The 17267-nt window shown below is 69.4% G+C and carries 15 protein-coding genes and 1 riboswitch; of the genes, 11 read left to right on the top strand and 4 right to left on the bottom strand.

From position 1 onward, the window contains the following. The first annotated feature begins 166 nt into the window (after nucleotides 1-166). The 10 genes from clsA (at nucleotide 167) to FDO69_RS23655 (ending at nucleotide 10696) form a co-directional block, all read left to right on the top strand. Nucleotides 167-775, top strand: coding sequence for a cardiolipin synthase ClsA (clsA, locus tag FDO69_RS23610; protein WP_053674126.1), 609 nt, complete (start codon nucleotides 167-169; stop codon nucleotides 773-775). A 114-nt stretch (nucleotides 776-889) separates the two neighbouring features. Continuing rightward, nucleotides 890-3385 (top strand): mannose-1-phosphate guanyltransferase, encoded by a 2496-nt coding sequence (locus FDO69_RS23615; RefSeq protein ID WP_104781857.1) that lies wholly within the window; start codon nucleotides 890-892, stop codon nucleotides 3383-3385. 98 nt (nucleotides 3386-3483) lie between these two features. Next, complete coding sequence (locus FDO69_RS23620) at nucleotides 3484-4398, top strand: DUF881 domain-containing protein (RefSeq protein ID WP_104781858.1); 915 nt, start codon at nucleotides 3484-3486, stop codon at nucleotides 4396-4398. Beyond that, nucleotides 4395-4727 (top strand): small basic family protein, encoded by a 333-nt coding sequence (locus tag FDO69_RS23625; protein ID WP_003988855.1) that lies wholly within the window; start codon nucleotides 4395-4397, stop codon nucleotides 4725-4727. Before FDO69_RS23620 ends, FDO69_RS23625 begins: the two co-directional genes overlap by 4 nt. Before the next feature lie 5 nt (nucleotides 4728-4732). After that, a complete protein-coding gene (locus FDO69_RS23630) occupies nucleotides 4733-5674 on the top strand; it encodes a DUF881 domain-containing protein (RefSeq protein WP_170320935.1) in 942 nt (313 codons plus the stop codon). A 61-nt stretch (nucleotides 5675-5735) separates the two neighbouring features. After that, nucleotides 5736-6689 carry an FHA domain-containing protein gene (locus FDO69_RS23635; RefSeq protein WP_104781859.1) on the top strand — a complete coding sequence of 318 codons (954 nt, stop codon included), beginning with the start codon at nucleotides 5736-5738 and terminating at the stop codon, nucleotides 6687-6689. A 51-nt stretch (nucleotides 6690-6740) separates the two neighbouring features. Next, entirely contained in the window at nucleotides 6741-7478 is a 738-nt protein-coding gene (gene ftsR, locus FDO69_RS23640; protein ID WP_104781860.1) for a transcriptional regulator FtsR, read from the top strand. Nucleotides 7479-7564: 86 nt separating this feature from the next. Next, a complete protein-coding gene (locus FDO69_RS23645) occupies nucleotides 7565-8038 on the top strand; it encodes a bifunctional nuclease family protein (RefSeq protein WP_003988851.1) in 474 nt (157 codons plus the stop codon). A gap of 291 nt (nucleotides 8039-8329) precedes the next feature. Next, on the top strand, nucleotides 8330-9013 hold the full coding sequence (locus FDO69_RS23650; protein WP_104781861.1) for a MerR family transcriptional regulator: 684 nt from the start codon (nucleotides 8330-8332) through the stop codon (nucleotides 9011-9013). Nucleotides 9014-9241: 228 nt separating this feature from the next. Beyond that, the gene (locus tag FDO69_RS23655; protein ID WP_104781862.1) at nucleotides 9242-10696 is read left to right on the top strand and encodes a DNA polymerase IV; all 1455 of its coding nucleotides are present in this window, start codon (nucleotides 9242-9244) and stop codon (nucleotides 10694-10696) included. Here the strand turns inward: FDO69_RS23655 and FDO69_RS23660 are convergent. Then, nucleotides 10615-10989, bottom strand: coding sequence for a PRC-barrel domain-containing protein (locus FDO69_RS23660; RefSeq protein ID WP_031104789.1), 375 nt, complete (start codon nucleotides 10987-10989; stop codon nucleotides 10615-10617). The genes FDO69_RS23655 and FDO69_RS23660 overlap by 82 nt on opposite strands. A 113-nt stretch (nucleotides 10990-11102) precedes the next feature. After that, nucleotides 11103-11198, top strand: a riboswitch (glycine riboswitch). A 175-nt stretch (nucleotides 11199-11373) separates the two neighbouring features. Here FDO69_RS23660 and gcvP point away from each other — a divergent pair. Continuing rightward, nucleotides 11374-14259 carry an aminomethyl-transferring glycine dehydrogenase gene (gene gcvP / locus FDO69_RS23665; protein WP_104781863.1) on the top strand — a complete coding sequence of 962 codons (2886 nt, stop codon included), beginning with the start codon at nucleotides 11374-11376 and terminating at the stop codon, nucleotides 14257-14259. A gap of 64 nt (nucleotides 14260-14323) precedes the next feature. Here the strand turns inward: gcvP and FDO69_RS23670 are convergent, their stop codons facing one another. The 3 genes from FDO69_RS23670 to FDO69_RS23680 form a co-directional block, all read right to left on the bottom strand. Next, nucleotides 14324-14467 (bottom strand): TOBE domain-containing protein, encoded by a 144-nt coding sequence (locus FDO69_RS23670; protein ID WP_104781864.1) that lies wholly within the window; start codon nucleotides 14465-14467, stop codon nucleotides 14324-14326. A gap of 129 nt (nucleotides 14468-14596) precedes the next feature. Next, nucleotides 14597-14992: a TOBE domain-containing protein gene (locus tag FDO69_RS23675; protein WP_104781865.1), complete on the bottom strand. Its 396-nt coding sequence runs from the start codon at nucleotides 14990-14992 to the stop codon at nucleotides 14597-14599. Nucleotides 14993-15096: 104 nt separating this feature from the next. Next, nucleotides 15097-17076, bottom strand: coding sequence for an APC family permease (locus FDO69_RS23680; protein ID WP_104781866.1), 1980 nt, complete (start codon nucleotides 17074-17076; stop codon nucleotides 15097-15099). Nucleotides 17077-17267 lie beyond the last annotated feature (191 nt).

The raw sequence follows: 17267 nt of genomic DNA on the forward strand, positions 1-17267 counted from the left end.
TACAGCGCCGATGGTACTGCAGGGGGGACCCTGTGGGAGAGTAGGACGCCGCCGAACTCCTTTTAGAGCTCTGGCTCTTGGGCACACAGCCCAAGAGCCAGAGCTTTTTTGCGTTGAGGTAGGGTCAGGGGGCATCGTTGGCACGTTTCCCACAGGAGGCCCCCGGGTGGAGGTTCAGGAGACTCGCGTCCAGACGGACCGTGTGCTCACCATCCCGAACATCCTCAGCATGGCCCGCCTCGTCGGCGTACCCGTCTTCCTGTGGCTGATCCTGCTCCCTGAGTTCGGCGGACCCCAGAGTGACGGTTGGGCCCTTCTGGTACTCGCTCTGAGCGGCGTCAGCGACTACCTGGACGGCAAGCTCGCGCGGCGCTGGAACCAGATCAGCAGCCTCGGCCGGCTCCTCGATCCTGCGGCCGATCGGCTCTACATTCTCTCGACCCTGGTCGGCCTCACCTGGCGTGAGATTCTGCCCCTCTGGTTGACGGCCGCACTTCTTGCGCGAGAGCTGGTTCTGCTGGTGATGGTGGGCATCCTCCGCCGGCACGGCTATCCGCCGCCCCAGGTGAACTTCCTGGGTAAGGCCGCCACCTTCAACCTGATGTACGCCTTCCCCTTGCTTCTGCTGAGTGACGGAAGCAGCTGGATCTCGTCACTGGCTGCTATTTTCGGATGGGCGTTCGCCGGATGGGGTACAACCCTGTACTGGTGGGCAGGAGTCCTCTACGTGGTACAAGTCCGCCGCCTGGTCCGTGCGGACGCCATAGCCGATTGAACTCTCGGATGGTCCTGCTGCCGTAGCGGAGCGATGGCCTGTACCGGATAAGTGCGGGACAATCCTGGCGGGGGAAGTCGGCTAGACCGTCTCTTCGAGGAGGACGCTTCCGACATGAAGGCCGTCGTGATGGCCGGAGGCGAAGGCACACGCCTTCGCCCTATGACCTCAAGCATGCCCAAGCCGCTCCTGCCGGTGGCCAACCGGCCGATCATGGAGCATGTTCTTCGGCTGCTCAAAAGGCATGGGCTCAATGAAACAGTCGTGACCGTCCAGTTCCTGGCCTCGCTCGTCAAGAACTACTTCGGCGACGGCGAAGAGCTGGGTATGGAGCTCACCTATGCCAATGAGGAGAAGCCACTCGGTACTGCCGGGAGCGTCAAGAACGCCGAGGAAGCGCTGAAGGACGATGCCTTCCTTGTCATCTCCGGTGACGCTCTGACGGATTTCGACCTCACCGAGCTCATCAATTTCCACAAGGAGAAGGGCGCGCTGGTCACCGTCTGCCTGACGCGTGTGCCCAATCCGCTGGAATTCGGGATCACCATCGTCGACGAGGAAGGCAAGGTGGAGCGCTTCCTCGAGAAGCCCACCTGGGGCCAGGTCTTCTCCGACACGGTGAACACCGGCATCTACGTGATGGAGCCCGAGGTCTTCGACTACGTCGAGCCCGACGTGCCCGTCGACTGGTCGGGTGATGTCTTCCCGCAGCTGATGAAGGAAGGCAAGCCCATCTACGGCTACATCGCCGAGGGCTACTGGGAGGACGTCGGCACCCACGAGAGCTATGTGAAGGCACAGGCCGATGTCCTCGAGGGCAAGGTCGACGTCGACATCGACGGGTTCGAAATCTCCCCGGGCGTGTGGGTCGCCGAGGGGGCGGAAGTCCATTCCGACGCCGTACTCCGCGGGCCTGTTTACATCGGCGATTACGCCAAGGTCGAGGCCGGCTCCGAAATCCGTGAACACACCGTCGTGGGCTCCAATGTGGTCGTCAAGAGCGGTGCGTTCCTGCACAAGGCCGTCGTTCACGACAACGTCTACGTGGGGCCGCACAGCAATCTGCGTGGCTGCGTGGTCGGCAAGAACACCGACATCATGCGCGCGGCGCGGATCGAGGACGGGGCGGTCATCGGTGACGAGTGCCTGATCGGTGAGGAATCGATCGTCCAGGGCAATGTGCGGGTCTATCCGTTCAAGACCATCGAGGCCGGTGCCTTCGTCAACACCTCGGTGATCTGGGAGTCCAGGGGCCAGGCGCATCTCTTCGGTGCCCGTGGTGTGTCCGGCATCCTGAACGTCGAGATCACGCCGGAACTCGCGGTGCGGCTCGCCGGCGCGTATGCGACGACGCTCAAGAAGGGCTCGACGGTGACCACGGCCCGGGACCACTCGCGTGGTGCCCGTGCGCTGAAGCGGGCGGTGATCTCAGCGCTGCAGGCCAGCGCGATCGACGTGCGCGACCTGGAGAACGTGCCGCTGCCCGTGGCCCGGCAGCAGACCGCGCGCGGCAGTGCGGGCGGGATCATGATCCGTACCACCCCCGGGGTACCGGACTCCGTCGACATCATGTTCTTCGACGGGAACGGTGCGGACCTGTCGCAGGGCAGCCAGCGGAAGCTCGACCGAGTGTTCGCGAGGCAGGAGTACCGTCGGGCGTTCCCCGGGGAGATCGGGGATCTGCACTTCCCGGCCAGCGTCTTCGACTCGTACACCGGGTCGCTGCTGCGGAACGTCGACACGACAGGCATCTCCGAGTCGGGGCTGAAGGTCGTCGTGGACGCGTCCAACGGCAGTGCGGGACTCGTCCTGCCCAGCCTCCTCGGCAAGCTCGGGGTCGATTCGCTGACGATCAACCCCGGGCTCGACGAGTCCAGGCCCACGGAGACGGCCGACATGCGGCGGTCGGGGATGGTGCGCCTCGGGGAGATCGTGGCGTCCTCGGGCGCCGCGTTCGGCGTGCGGTTCGACCCCGTCGGTGAGCGGCTGTCGCTCGTCGACGAGAAGGGCCGGATCATCGAGGACGACCGGGCACTGCTCGTCATGCTCGACCTCGTCGCCGCCGAGCGGCGCAGCGGCCGGGTCGCGCTTCCGGTGACCACCACCCGGATCGCCGAGCAGGTGGCGGCGTACCACGGGACGCAGGTCGAGTGGACGACCACCTCTCCCGACGACCTCACACGCGTGGGCGGTGAGGAAGGGACGATCTTCGGCGGTGACGGCAAGGGCGGGTTCATCGTCCCCGAGTTCAGCAGTGTCTACGACGCCACCGCGGCGTTCGTACGGCTCATCGGGCTCGTGGCGCGGACGCAGCTCACCCTGAGCCAGATCGACGCGAGGATCCCGCGGGCGCACGTCCTGAAGCGGGATCTGGCGACCCCGTGGGCCGTCAAGGGGCTCGTGATGCGTCGGGTCGTCGAAGCAGCCGGAGATCGCTTCGTGGACACCACGGACGGTGTGCGTGTGGTGGAGACCGACGGCCGCTGGGTGATGGTGCTGCCAGACCCGGCCGAGGCCGTCACCCACCTGTGGGCCGAGGGGCCGGACGACGCCTCCGCGCAGGCCCTGCTGGACGAATGGTCGGCGGTCGTGGACAGCGCCGGCCGGTAGAACGGGCTGCACGCGTGCGTGCCGGACACGTGTCCCCAACGGGGCCTGTCCGGCACGCCGGTGGCCCCGTTCGAAGGTAGTGCTCGCGACGTGCGACGATGTGCGGCATGCCGCAGCAACCCCCCATTCGGAGCACACCCACGCGGCCCCGGCGCCCGGATGCGTCCATGTCGTTGCTCACCAACGTCATGGACCACAGCCTCGACGACGGATACGCCGAGGCCGCCGAGCGGAAGAAGGCCGCGGGTGACAGCGGCATGCCGAAGACGCTCAGGGCGAAGCTGGGGCTCGCCGCCGGACTGGTGCTCGCGGCCCTCGTCGTGACCGTCGGGGCGGCGCAGGCGCGGGTCGCGGCTCCGGTCGTCGCCAAGGAGCGGGAAGAGCTGGTCGACCGCATCGACCGGGAGACCGAGGCGGCGGACAAGCTGGCGGACACCGTCGACGAGCTGCGCGCGGACGTGGGCGCACGACAGCGCGAGGCACTGAAGCACAGCGGCGGCAGCGGGGACTCCGACCTGGCGGGCATCCTGTCGGGTGCGGTCGCGGTGCACGGCCCCGGTGTGAAGCTCGTCGTGAACGACGCCAAGGAAGCCGCCTCCGGTGGCGATGGCAACCCGCGGGAGACCTCCGGCTTCTCCGACACCGGTCGCGTGCGTGACCGGGACATGCAGCGCGTGGTCAACGGGCTGTGGGAGTCGGGTGCCGAAGCCGTCTCCATCAACGGGCAGCGGCTGACGGCGCTGTCCGCGATCAGGGCCGCCGGGGACGCCATACTGGTCGACAACAAGCCGCTGGTGCCGCCGTACACGGTGCTCGCGGTGGGGGACGGGCAGCGGCTGAGCACACGGTTCCAGGACAGCGCGGACGGGTTGTACCTCAACGCGCTGCAGGAGAGCTACGGCATCAGGACAGGCATCTCCGTGGAGGACGACCTCCGGCTGCCCGCCGCACCGAGTGTGATCGTACGAACAGCACAGCCGAGCATTGAGAAGAGCGAGAAGGGCACATCGTGATCGCCGTACTGGGCCTCGTGGTGGGAGTCGTGGCCGGCCTGTTGGTCCGGCCTGAGGTTCCGGCGGTGGTCGAGCCTTATCTGCCGATCGCTGTCGTGGCGGCGCTCGACGCCGTCTTCGGCGGTCTGCGAGCCATGCTCGACGGGATCTTCGACGACAAGGTCTTCGTGGTGTCGTTCCTGTCGAACGTGGTCGTGGCCGCTTTGATCGTGTTCCTGGGTGACAAGCTGGGTGTGGGTGCGCAGCTGTCCACCGGAGTGGTGGTCGTCCTCGGTATCCGCATCTTCTCCAACGCCGCGGCGATCCGCCGGCACGTGTTCCGGGCGTGAGGCCGATGAACGAGCACGACGAGAAGCCCCCCAAGCCCGCCGATCCCGCCGAGGGGCAGGGCAACACGCGCGACGGCGGTGACGAGTCCGGGAACAGGCTGCGCAAGGAACTGCCCCGAGAGGTTCCCGGGGCCGGGCCGGCGGAGGCGCCCGCGGCCAAGGAGACCCCGGCGGAGCCGGAGCCCGAGCAGGCACCGGAACCGCAGCCGGACCCCGAGCCCCGGCTGACCGGGCGGCAGCGGCTGGCACAGGGGGTGTGGCCGCCGCGCGTGACCCGGGCCCAACTCATCGTCGCCGTGCTGCTGTTCGGTCTCGGGTTCGGTCTTGCGGTGCAGGTGGCGTCGAACAGCGACAGCGACAATGCGCTGCGTGGGGCGCGACAGGAAGATCTTGTCCGCATCCTCGATGAACTGGATGACCGTACTCAACGTCTTGAGGACGAGAAGCAGGGTCTCGAGAAGCAGCGCGACGAGCTGGAGAACAGCTCCGACCAGGCGGAGGAGGCCCGGAAGCAGACGGTCGAGAAGGAGAGGCAACTCGGCATCCTGGCGGGCACGGTGCCCGCGCAGGGGCCCGGCATCACCATGACGATCCAGGACACGAAGGGGACGGTCGAGGCGGACATGCTGCTCGACGCGATCCAGGAGCTGCGCGCGGCGGGTGCCGAGGCGATCCAGGTCAACGGTGTTCGGGTGGTCGCGGGTACGTATCTCACGGACTCGGGCAAGGGCGTGGGCGTCGACGGGAACAAGATCAACGCGCCCTATCGTTTCAAGGTCATCGGCAAGCCGCAGGATCTCGAGCCGGCGCTCAACATCCCCGGAGGTGTGGTGCAGACTCTCGAGAAGGAACAGGCCACCGTCACGATCGAGCGGTCGACCGACATCGTCGTGGACGCCTTGCGAGCAGCGAAGCGGCCTGACTACGCTCGGTCGTCCTCGCAGTGAACCGAGGGTGCATGGGCGGCGTTCGGCGAGGGCATGAGGTTGCGGGGGGTCGGCGCACCGAATGGGCGGTGCGTGGTGGAAACTGTCTGGTGCAGACGGACGTTGTCAGGATGTCCGGGTCGGCCAGAGTGTTCAGTCAGGGTTCGTCCTGCCCCACGGGCGGGTCTGTTTCGGTCAAGGGGAATCGCCCGTGAAGTTGTTTGCGAAGTTGTTCGGCAAGAGCGCGCGAGAAGGTAGCGACAACGCGACCGCTCGTCATCGCGCACAGCCTGACGCGGAAGGCCAGCGGCCGCTGTTCCGGGACCAGGTCGGCGGCCCGGGCGGCGATGTCTCCGGTGGTCAGGGCGCGCCTTCGGTTGACCCTGCACAGTCCGGCGGCATAGGTTTCGGGCAACCGTCAGCCTCAAGTGCGGGTGGAGGGTTTTCCGACCCGTACGCGTCCAACGCCCCCGGTGGGCAGCCGCGGCAGGAGGATCCGATGTCGGCCCTGGTGTGTACGAGGTGCGGTAACCGCAACGCGGAGAACAGCCGTTTCTGCTCCAACTGCGGCGCGCCGCTGCGGGCGGGGGCGGCACCGGAGCGTCCGTCCGAGACGACCTCCACGATCTCCATCTCCGGTCTCGAGGCCTACGACAGCGAGACCACCGGTCAGACGCCGATGCCGACCCTGTCCCCCGAGGCGCAGGCCGCCGTCGACGCGCTGCCGCTGGGTTCCGCGCTCCTGGTCGTACGCCGTGGGCCGAACTCGGGCAGCCGCTTCCTGCTGGACGGCGACCTGACCACGGCCGGCCGGCACCCGCAGAGCGACATCTTCCTGGACGACGTGACGGTCTCCCGGCGGCACGTGGAGTTCCGCCGAGCCCAGGACGGCTCGTTCACGGTGGCCGACGTGGGCAGCCTGAACGGCACGTACGTGAACCGGGAGCGGATCGACCAGGTCGCCCTGAACAACGGCGACGAGGTGCAGATCGGCAAGTACCGGCTGGTCTTCTACGCCAGCCAGCGGGGCTACTGACCGGCTGCGTCCGGGCAGACCCAGCGAAGGTCCATCCGTCAGGGAAGGTCCATGCTTCATACACCGAGCGGCGGTGCCGGGCACGGCACCGCCGCCACGGACAGTGGGCTGATGAGCATCGGCGCGGTGCTGAACGCGCTGCGCGGTGAGTTTCCCGAAGTGACCATCTCCAAGATCCGCTTCCTGGAGTCGGAAGGGCTCATCGAGCCGCAGCGGACCCCCTCGGGATACCGCAAGTTCAGCGCCCGTGACGTCGAGCGCCTCGGACGCGTCCTGCGGATGCAGCGGGACCACTATCTGCCCCTGAAGGTGATCCGGGAGCATCTGGAGGCCATGGAGCGTGGTGAGGCCGTGCAGCTGCCGGTCGTGGGCCGCCAGCGGGACGGCGAATCCGCGCCCGAGCCGTCAGAGCCGCCCACAGCGGCCAGGATCGGGCGGGACGAGCTGCTCACGGCCGTCGGCGTGGACGAGCAGGAGCTCAAGGAGTGGGAGTCCTACGGGCTCCTCACCCCGCTGGAGGACGGGGCCTACGACGCCGAGGCGGTCACCGTGGCCCTGCTGGTGGTGGAGCTCGGGCGGTTCGGCATCGAGCCGCGGCACCTGCGGGCGATGAAGGCCGCCGCCGACCGGGAGGCCGGGCTCGTGGACCAGGTGGTGGCGCCGCTGAAGCGGCACCGGAACCCGCAGACCAGGGCTCATGCCGAGGCCCGCGCCAAGGAGCTGGCGGGGCTCACGGTGAAGCTGCACGCCGCGCTGGTGCAGACGGCGCTCGGAGTGCGGCTGCCCTGAGACGGGCGGTTGCTCGGGGGGCTGGATCAGGCGCCCGATCCCGGCCCGACTACCCAAACGTCCCGGGCACGGCCTAGGGTTGCTGTGTGAACGAGCTCGATGTCGTAGGTGTCCGGGTCGAAATGCCCTCCAACCAACCGATCGTGCTGCTGCGTGAAGTGGGAGGCGACCGTTACCTCCCCATCTGGATCGGACCGGGGGAGGCGACGGCGATCGCCTTCGCCCAGCAGGGCATGGCTCCCGCGCGGCCGCTGACACACGACCTGTTCAAGGACGTGCTGGAAGCCGTCGGCCAGGAGCTCACGGAAGTGCGCATCACGGACCTGCGTGAGGGCGTCTTCTATGCGGAGCTGGTCTTCGCCAGCGGCGTCGAGGTGAGCGCCCGCCCGTCCGACGCCATAGCGCTCGCGCTGCGCACCGGGACGCCGATCTACGGCAGTGACACGGTGCTCGACGACGCGGGTATCGCGATCCCGGACGAGCAGGAGGACGAGGTGGAGAAGTTCCGCGAGTTCCTCGACCAGATTTCCCCTGAGGACTTCGGCAGCAGCAGCCAGTGAGTTCCTCGGGGGCGGCAGCGGCCTGAGAAGCGTGTGGGCGGCCCGGCGGACGATGTGGTCCGTGGCAGGGTCGCCCGCCGTGTGTGGCGGGTGAAATGCCCGCATGTGCCGGTGGCGTGTGAGAGCGTCACACGGCCCGTTCCGGGCACATTCGGCTAGCCTTTCCCCGCGACGGGGCACGGGAAACCACTCTCAGGGTGATTATCACTCGGCGTGGCGAGTGTGGCGATCGTTGACGCACCCCTGGTGACTGCCTACCGTCGAGAAGGCAGGTCAAGGACGGAGGTCGGCGTGAGAAGCAGCGGCGACGGTACGGCTGGGGGCGGCCCCGAGCGCATTCTCAGGGCGAGCGGTCCGTACCCTCCCCCCGGCTCACGGCCTCTCCCGGGAGGGGGATGCCCCCAGCCCGGTGGTGCGGCCGATCACGCTCCGCAGCGACCGGCAGCGGTGCCGACCAGCGGAGGGGCGACGTCCATGGCGTCCGAGCAGATCGGCTACCGCGGCCCCACGGCCTGTGCGGCCGCCGGTATCACCTACCGGCAGTTGGACTACTGGGCCCGCACCGGGCTCGTCGAGCCCAGTGTGCGCCCCGCGTACGGCTCCGGGACGCAGCGGCTGTACAGCTTCCGGGACGTGGTCGTCCTGAAGATCGTCAAGCGGTTCCTCGACACCGGGGTGTCGCTGCAGAACATCCGCACCGCCGTCCAGCACCTCAGGGAACGCGGTTTCAGCGACCTCGAGCGCATGACGCTGATGAGTGACGGCGCGACGGTCTACGAGTGCACCTCGCCCGATGAGGTCCATGCCCTGCTCCAGGGGGGCCAGGGAGTCTTCGGGATCGCCGTCGGGGTGGTGTGGCGGGACGTCGAGAGCGCACTGTCCCAGCTGCACGGCGAGCGGATCGACACCGGCGAGACCCTGGTCGGGCCCAACCCGGCGGACGAGCTGGCGCGCCGGAGGAACCGGGCCGTCTGAGTCGTCCTGCGGCAGGGGGCGTACGCGGTCGAAGGAGACGGGACGTTTCCGCGCCGGGCCGTAAGCGCTTTCTGGCCGGAGGGCTTAGTCCGGTGGTGCAGAGAAGGCGTTGCCGGGTGGTGAGCGGTCTCGCCGGAGGGCGTTGCCGGGGCCGTGAGCGGCTTGCCGTGAGGCGTTCGGAGCGGCGGGGCGGGGGCGTTGTCAGTGGCGTAGGGCAGCATCGGGGGTGTGAGAACCTCGCCCACGATCCTGCATCTCGACATGGATGCCTTCTACGCCTCGGTGGAGCAGGCGTCCAAGCCGAGTCTGCGCGGGAAGGCCGTGGTCGTGGGCGGGCTCGGGCCGCGGGGCGTGGTGGCGACCGCGTCGTACGAAGCCCGGGTCTTCGGGGTGCATTCGGCGATGCCCATGGGGCAGGCCCGCCGGCTCGCGCCCAACGCCGCGTATCTCGTGCCGCGCTTCCATTTCTACCGGTCGATCAGCGAGCAGGTGATGGAGCTGCTGCGCGCGCTGTCGCCGCTGGTGGAGCCGCTGAGCCTGGACGAGGCGTTCGTGGACCTGGAGGCCGGCGGAGTGGCGTGGGACGAGCGGTCGGCGCGGCTGGCCGGGGTGAAGTTGCGCGCGGACATCCGTGCCGTCACGGGGCTCACGGGGTCGGTGGGGCTCGCCGCCTCCAAGATGCTCGCGAAGATCGCCTCGGAGGAGGCCAAACCGGACGGGCTGGTGGTCATAGAGCCGGGGACCGAGCGGGCGATGCTCGGGCCGATGTCGGTGCGGACACTGCCGGGCGTGGGGCCGGCGACGGGTGACCATCTGAGGCGGGCCGGGATCACCACGGTCGAGGAGATCGCCGAGGCGGGCGAGGACGAGCTGGTCCGGCTGCTGGGCAAGGCACACGGACACGGTCTCTACGCCATGGCGCTGGCACGGGACGACCGGCCCGTGGTGGCGGAGCGCGAGGCGAAGTCGGTGTCGGTCGAGGACACCTACGACGTGGACATCCACGACCGCACGCGGGTCGGGCTGGAGGTGCAGCGGCTCGCCGAGAGGTGCGTGCGGCGGCTGCGCGGGGCCGGGCTCTCCGGGCGGACGATCGTGCTGAAGGTGCGGCGGTACGACTTCTCGACGCTCACCCGCTCCGAGACGCTGCGCGGTCCCACGGACGACCCCGCGGTGGTCCGCGAGGCGGCGGCCAGATTGCTGGACTCGGTCGACACGACCGGTGGGGTGCGGCTGCTCGGGGTGGGGGTCAGCGGGCTCGCCGATTACACGCAGGAGGACCTGTTCGCCCAGGCGGCGGGGGAGCGGGCGGTCGCGGAAGGCCCGGTCGAGGAGCATTCCGTGGCGCCGGTCGAGGAGCCGCTGCCGCTCGCCGGGCGGCGCTGGCCCGCCGGGCACGATGTGCGGCACGCCGAGTTCGGGCACGGCTGGGTGCAGGGCAGCGGTCTGGGGCGGGTCACCGTGCGGTTCGAGACGCCCGACTCGGAGCCCGGGCGGGTGCGGACCTTCCGGGTCGACGATCCGGATCTGGAGGCGGCGGATCCGTTGCCCCTGGTGTTACGGGGGCCCGAGGGGGGAGACCGGGTACCCGGGGCGGGGTCTCAGGCCGTTTCGTCGGTGCCCGCCAGCTTGCCGAAGTCGTGGTCCGGGAGCGGGGGCGGGGCGGCGACGTCGAGACCGTAGTGGTGGTAGAGCTGCAGTTCCTGCTCGGGGGAGAGGTGGCGGCCCACGCCGAAGTCGGGGGCGTCCTTGATCAGGGCGCGTTCGAAGGGGACGTGGAGAGCGCCCTCGATCAGTTCGCTGGGCTCCAGGGGGACGAAGGCGTCCCTGCTGAACAGGCCGGTCCGTATGGCCGCCCACTCCGGCTCGCCGGTGGCGTCGTCGAGGTAGACCTCGTCGATGGTGCCGATCCTGGTCCCGTTGCGGTCGAACGCCTTGCGGCCGATCAGGTTGCGCGGATCGATATCGGTTCGCACGGGCCCTCCACATGGTCGCGCCTCATTTGTAAACACCACAAAACGGTACAAGCGGGGATGCGGCCACTCGAAGGTTCGTGCGTTGGCCTCGCTGGTACGCTGGCAGCGGCTGTTGACCCCGTGCGGGAGAGTCCTCCAGACACCATCGGAGGCGCCGAAGGAGCAAATCCTCCCCGGAATCTCTCAGGCACACGTACCGCACGGACGAGGTCACTCTGGAAAGCAGGGCGGGTGTCGACGGCTTCCGCTCTCACCGACGGTGAAAGCCGGGGGCCTTCGGGCGATCCGGTGAAGCTCTCAGGTTGAGATGACAGAGGGGGAGGCCGTCCGGGTACCCGTGCCGTGGTGCCCCTCGCAGGTCGTGTCGACCAGGAGGCCTCCGTAATGACCGCCCACCGCATTCCGCTCTCCGAGCTCGAAGAGGCAGTCCCCTTCGAGCAGCGCCACATCGGCCCCGATCACGAGGCCTGCGCCAAGATGCTCGCGCATGTCGGCTACGGCTCGCTGGACGAGCTGACCGCCGCCGCTGTCCCGGCCGTGATCAAGAGCGCCGAGGCACTGGACCTGCCCGGCGCCCGCAGCGAGGCCGAGGTGATCGCCGAGCTGCGCTCCCTCGCCGACCGCAACCAGGTCCTCGGCTCCATGATCGGCCTCGGGTACTACGGCACGTTCACGCCGCCGGTCATCATGCGTAACGTCATGGAGAACCCGTCCTGGTACACGGCTTACACGCCGTACCAGCCGGAGATCTCGCAGGGCCGGCTCGAGGCGCTGCTCAACTTCCAGACCATGGTCGCCGACCTGACCGGACTGCCGACCTCGGGCGCCTCCCTGCTCGACGAGGGTACGGCGGCCGCCGAGGCCATGGCGCTGTCGCGGCGCCTGGGCAAGAACAAGAAGGGCCTGTTCCTGGTCGACGCGGACACGCTGCCGCAGACCATCGCGGTGATCCAGACCCGCGCCGAGCCGACCGGCGTCGAGGTCGTCGTCGCCGACCTCAGTGAGGGCATCCCCGCCGAGATCGCCGAGCGCGAGATCAACGGCGTCCTGCTCCAGTACCCGGGTGCCTCCGGTGCCGTGCGGGACATCAAGCCGGTCATCGACCGGGCGCACGAGCTCGGCGCGCTCGTCACCGTCGCCGCCGATCTGCTGGCGTTGACGCTGCTGAAGTCGCCCGGTGAGCTCGGGGCGGACATCGCCGTCGGGACGACGCAGCGCTTCGGCGTGCCCATGGGCTTCGGCGGACCGCACGCCGGCTACATGGCGGTCCAGGACAAGATGGCGCGCAGCCTGCCCGGGCGGCTCGTCGGCGTGTCCGTGGACGTCGACGGGAACAAGGCCTACCGGCTGGCGCTGCAGACGCGTGAGCAGCACATCCGCCGCGAGAAGGCGACCAGCAACATCTGCACCGCGCAGGTGTTGCTCGCCGTGATGGCCGGCATGTACGCCGTCTACCACGGCCCGGAGGGCCTGAAGGGCATCGCGCGGCGCACCCACCGGTACGCCACGGTCCTGGCCGCCGGGCTCGCGGGCGGCGGGGTCGAGGTCGTGCACGGGGCGTACTTCGACACCCTGACCCTGCGGGTCGGGGGCCGGGCCGCCGAGATCGTGGCCGCCGCCCGGGACAACGGGGTCAACGTGCGTCTCGTCGACGCCGACCACGTCTCGATCGCCTGCGACGAGACCACGACGCGTGCCCAGCTGCGCGCCGTGTGGGCGGCCTTCGGTGTCGATGGTGTCGTCGAGGCGCTGGACGCGGCGACCGAGGACGGGCTTCCGGGCGCGCTGCTGCGGACCGACGACTGCCTGACGCACCCCGTCTTCCACCAGCACCGCTCGGAGACCGCCATGCTGCGCTACCTGCGCAGGCTGGCCGACCGCGACTACGCGCTCGACCGGGGCATGATCCCGCTGGGCTCCTGCACCATGAAGCTCAACGCGACCACCGAGATGGAGCCGGTCACCTGGCCCGAGTTCGGGCAGCTGCACCCCTTCGCGCCCGCCGAGCAGGCCGGGGGCTACCTCACCCTCATCCACGAGCTGGAGGACCGGCTCGCCGAGGTCACCGGCTACGACAAGGTCTCCCTCCAGCCGAACGCCGGGTCGCAGGGCGAGCTGGCCGGTCTGCTCGCCGTCCGCGGGTACCACCGGGCCAACGGGGACGAGCAGCGCACCGTCTGCCTGATCCCGTCGTCCGCGCACGGCACCAACGCCGCCAGCGCGGTGATGGCCGGCATGAAGGTCGTCGTCGTGAAGACCGCCGACGACGGCGAGATCGACGTCGCGGACCTGCGGGCCAAGATCGAGCAGTACCGCGACGAATTGGCCGTGCTGATGATCACGTACCCGTCCACCCACGGTGTGTTCGAGGAGCACGTCTCCGAGATCTGCGCGCAGGTGCACGAGGCGGGCGGGCAGGTCTACGTCGACGGGGCCAACCTCAACGCGCTCGTCGGGCTCGCCAAGCCGGGGCACTTCGGCGGGGACGTCTCCCACCTGAACCTGCACAAGACCTTCTGCATCCCGCACGGCGGCGGCGGCCCGGGCGTCGGCCCGGTGGCCGTGCGCGAGCACCTCGCGCCCTACCTGCCCAACCACCCGCTGCAGCCCGAGGCGGGCCCGGAGACGGGCGTCGGTCCCATCTCGGCGGCTCCGTGGGGCTCCGCCGGCATCCTGCCCATCTCGTGGGCGTACGTCCGGCTCATGGGCGGCGAGGGGCTGAAGCGGGCCACGCAGGTGGCCGTGCTCAGCGCCAACTACATCGCCAAGCGGCTGGAGCCGCACTACCCGGTGCTCTATACCGGCCCCGGCGGTCTCGTCGCGCACGAGTGCATCATCGACCTGCGGCCCCTGACCAAGGCGACCGGCGTGAGCGTCGACGACGTCGCCAAGCGGCTGATCGACTACGGCTTCCACGCGCCGACCATGTCGTTCCCGGTGGCCGGCACGCTGATGATCGAGCCGACCGAGTCGGAGGACCTGGCCGAGCTGGACCGGTTCTGCGAGGCGATGATCGCCATCCGCGCGGAGATCGAGAAGGTCGGCTCCGGCGAGTGGCCCGCGGAGGACAACCCGCTGCGCGGCGCCCCGCACACCGCCGGCGCGCTCGCCGGGGCGTGGGAGCACGCCTACAGCCGTGAGGAGGCCGTCTTCCCGGCCGGGGTGTCGACCGCGGACAAGTACTGGCCGCCGGTGCGCCGCATCGACCAGGCCTACGGCGACCGGAACCTGGTGTGCTCCTGCCCGCCGCTGGACGCGTACGAGGACTGATCGGCCGACCGGTCACAGGGAGGGGCTCCGCGGTGCGGGGCCCCTCTCGTCGTTCACCGCCGTGTCATGCGGTGGCGAGTGACACGGCGGTCGCCTTGATCAGAGCGACGACCGGCGTCCCGGGCGACAGGGTCAGGTCCTCCGCGGCGTTCCTGGTGATCGCGGAGGACAGCTCACCGCCCTCGACCGTGCGGCGGACCGACCCCATCGCCGGCGGCGAGATCCGTGACCGTGCCGGGGAGCTGGTTGCGGATGCTCAGGCTCATGGGTGCACGGTGGCCCCGATGGGCGGATCGGGGCGGTATGTGTAGGTGTGTGTCGACCTTCCCGGCCCCCCTCAGACGCGGTCGATATGGACGTTCGTCGACTTCACGCGGGCCGTCGCCTCCATGCCGACCTCCAGGCCCAGTTCCTCCACCGCCTCGCGGGTGAGCAGTGAGACGAGCCGGTGCGGGCCGGCCTGGATCTCGACCTGGGCGGCGACGTCGCCGAGTTTGATCGCGGTGACGATGCCGGGAAAGGCGTTGCGGGCCGAGGTGTACGGGGCGTCCTCTTCGGCCGTGCCGGACCGGGCGAGCTCGACCGAGAAGGCGGCCAGGTCCCGCCCGGCGATGAGACGGCGCCCGGTCTCGTCACGGTGGGTCGTGATGCGGCCCGCGTCGGCCCAGCGGCGGGCGGTGTCCGGGCTGACGCCGAGCAGCCGTGCTGCCTGGCCGATCGTGTAGGACTGCATGCCGGTCACGATAGGGGCGGGGGAGGGCAGCGGGGGATGCGGGGTTGGCCGTCGGGGCGTAACGCGATATGGCGCTTGACCGCATACGGCAGCCCGGGCCCGGCTCACCCCACGTGCACCCTCGGCCGCCGCTTCCGGTCCGGCTCCGCCTCGCGCAGGACCTCGCGGGTCACCGGGGCGACCTCGCCCTGGCCGAACAGGAAGAAACGCAGGAAGTTGGCGAAGGGCCCGCCCTCGGTCCACTCGAAGTAGATGTGCGGGGTCCGGTCGGTCGCGTCGCGGATGTGCAGCAGCAGCGCGGCCAGGGCGTTGGGGATGGAGGACGACTCCAGGGTCAGGACGCGGTAGCGGCCGTGCAGCACCTCGCCGCGTACGGTCAGGCCCGCCTCGAACTCGGAGGGGTCGGTCACCGTCACCTCGACGAAGACGAAGTCCTCCTGGCCGGACACGTCGTTGTCGTGCCGGATCTGCTCGATCTTGTCGCGGTACTCGGCGATGTCGCGCCGGTCGGGCTCGTTGGCGATGAACCGCATCCGGCGGCTGGCCATGTCCCGGACGAAGCGCTCGGCCATGTCGTCCAGGGTCACGCTGGTCACGCGCAGCTCGAACGCCCGGGCCAGGCGCGACAACAGGGAGACCAGGATGATGCCGGCGATGAAGCAGGCACCGATCTTCACGCCGTCCGGGCGCTCGATGACGTTGAGCACCGTCGTGTAGAGGAACACCGCGGAGATCACCGCGAAGGCGATCGTCCAGTTCCGCTGCCGGGCCTTTCGGGCGGCGATGGTCACCGCGATCGCCGCTGAGCTGATGAGGACCAGCACACCGGTGGCGTATGCGCCGCCCTGGGCGTTGACGTCGGCATCGAAGATCCAGGTGACCAGGAAGGCGATCAGTGTGAAGACGATGACCATGGGCCGCACCGCGCGGGCCCAGTGCGGCGCCATGCCGTAGCGGGGGAGGTAGCGCGGCATCAGGTTGAGCAGACCGGCCATGGCGGACGCGCCGGCGAACCAGAGGATGGCGATCGTCGAGACGTCGTAGACGGTGCCGAAGGTGTTGCCGAGGTAGTGGTGCGCCAGGTAGGCGAGCGCACGGCCGTTGGCCTGGCCGCCCGCCTCGAACTCCTTCTCCGGGATGAGGAGGGTGGTGATGAAGCTGGTCGTGATCAGGAAGACGCTCATGATCAGGGCGGCCGTGGTGAGCAGCTTCTTCGTGCCGCGGATGCGCCCGGCCGGACGCGCCTCCGTGTCGTCCTCATCGCCCCTGACGTGGGGCATCACGGCGACGCCCGTCTCGAACCCGGAGAGGCCGAGGGCCAGTTTCGGGAAGACGAGCAGGGCGACGCCGATCATGGCGAAGACGTTGCTGTGCTGGGCGGTGAGGGCGCTCGACCAGTCGGTGATCACATGACCGGCCGTGAGGACGTGGTAGAGGCCGACGACCACCACGACCGCGTTCAGCGCGAGGTAGGCACCGACGAGGGCGACGGCGACGCCGATCGCCTCCAGGAAGCCTTTGAGGAACACCGCGCCCAGCAGGGCCACCAGGATCAGGGTGATCAGCATCTGCTTGTCGTGCAGCACGCTCGTCAGATGAGGGTTCTCCACGAGGTGGGTGGAGGCGTCGGCGGCCGACAGGGTGATGGTGATGAGGAAGTCGGTGGCGGCGAAGCCCAGGAGGGTCAGGACGAACAGCTTGCCCTGCCAGAAGGAGAGCAGCCGCTCCAGCATCGCGATCGAGCCTTCGCCGTGGGGGCTCTCCTCGGCCACGCGGCGGTAGACGGGCAGCGCGCCCGCCAGCGTGACGACGACCAGGACGATGGTCGCGATCGGCGACAGCAGTCCGGCGGCGAGGGCCGCGATGCCCGGCTGGTATCCGAGGGTCGAGAAGTAGTCGACGCCGGTCAGACACATCACCCGCCACCAGCGCTGACCCCGGTGCGGAGGCTCCGGCTCGGCATGCGGCCCGGTGTGGCCGCCGCCCTTGCCCATGTCCGACAGGCCCTCCAGCATCCAGGCGCGCAGACGGCTGGGTGGGGAAGGCTCCGGACGGCTCGGTGCCGGGTGCTCGGTGGTGGCCATCGACGTGCTCCCGATCGTGCGGCTCAGTGTGGTTCCGGCCATCACTGGACGGCCCGATCAGCGTAAGCGGAGCGTGACGCCATGGCCCACGGGTGAAGGGGCTGACCGCGTCAAGCTTCCGTTAAGACTGATGGCCGGTCCGGTCGAGGCTCCAAAAGACGAGCTGAGCGCGCTCGGACGGCGTTGCCCGC

The sequence above is a fragment of the Streptomyces tibetensis genome (assembly GCF_007655005.1).
Taxonomy (GTDB): Bacteria; Actinomycetota; Actinomycetes; order Streptomycetales; family Streptomycetaceae; genus Streptomyces; species Streptomyces tibetensis.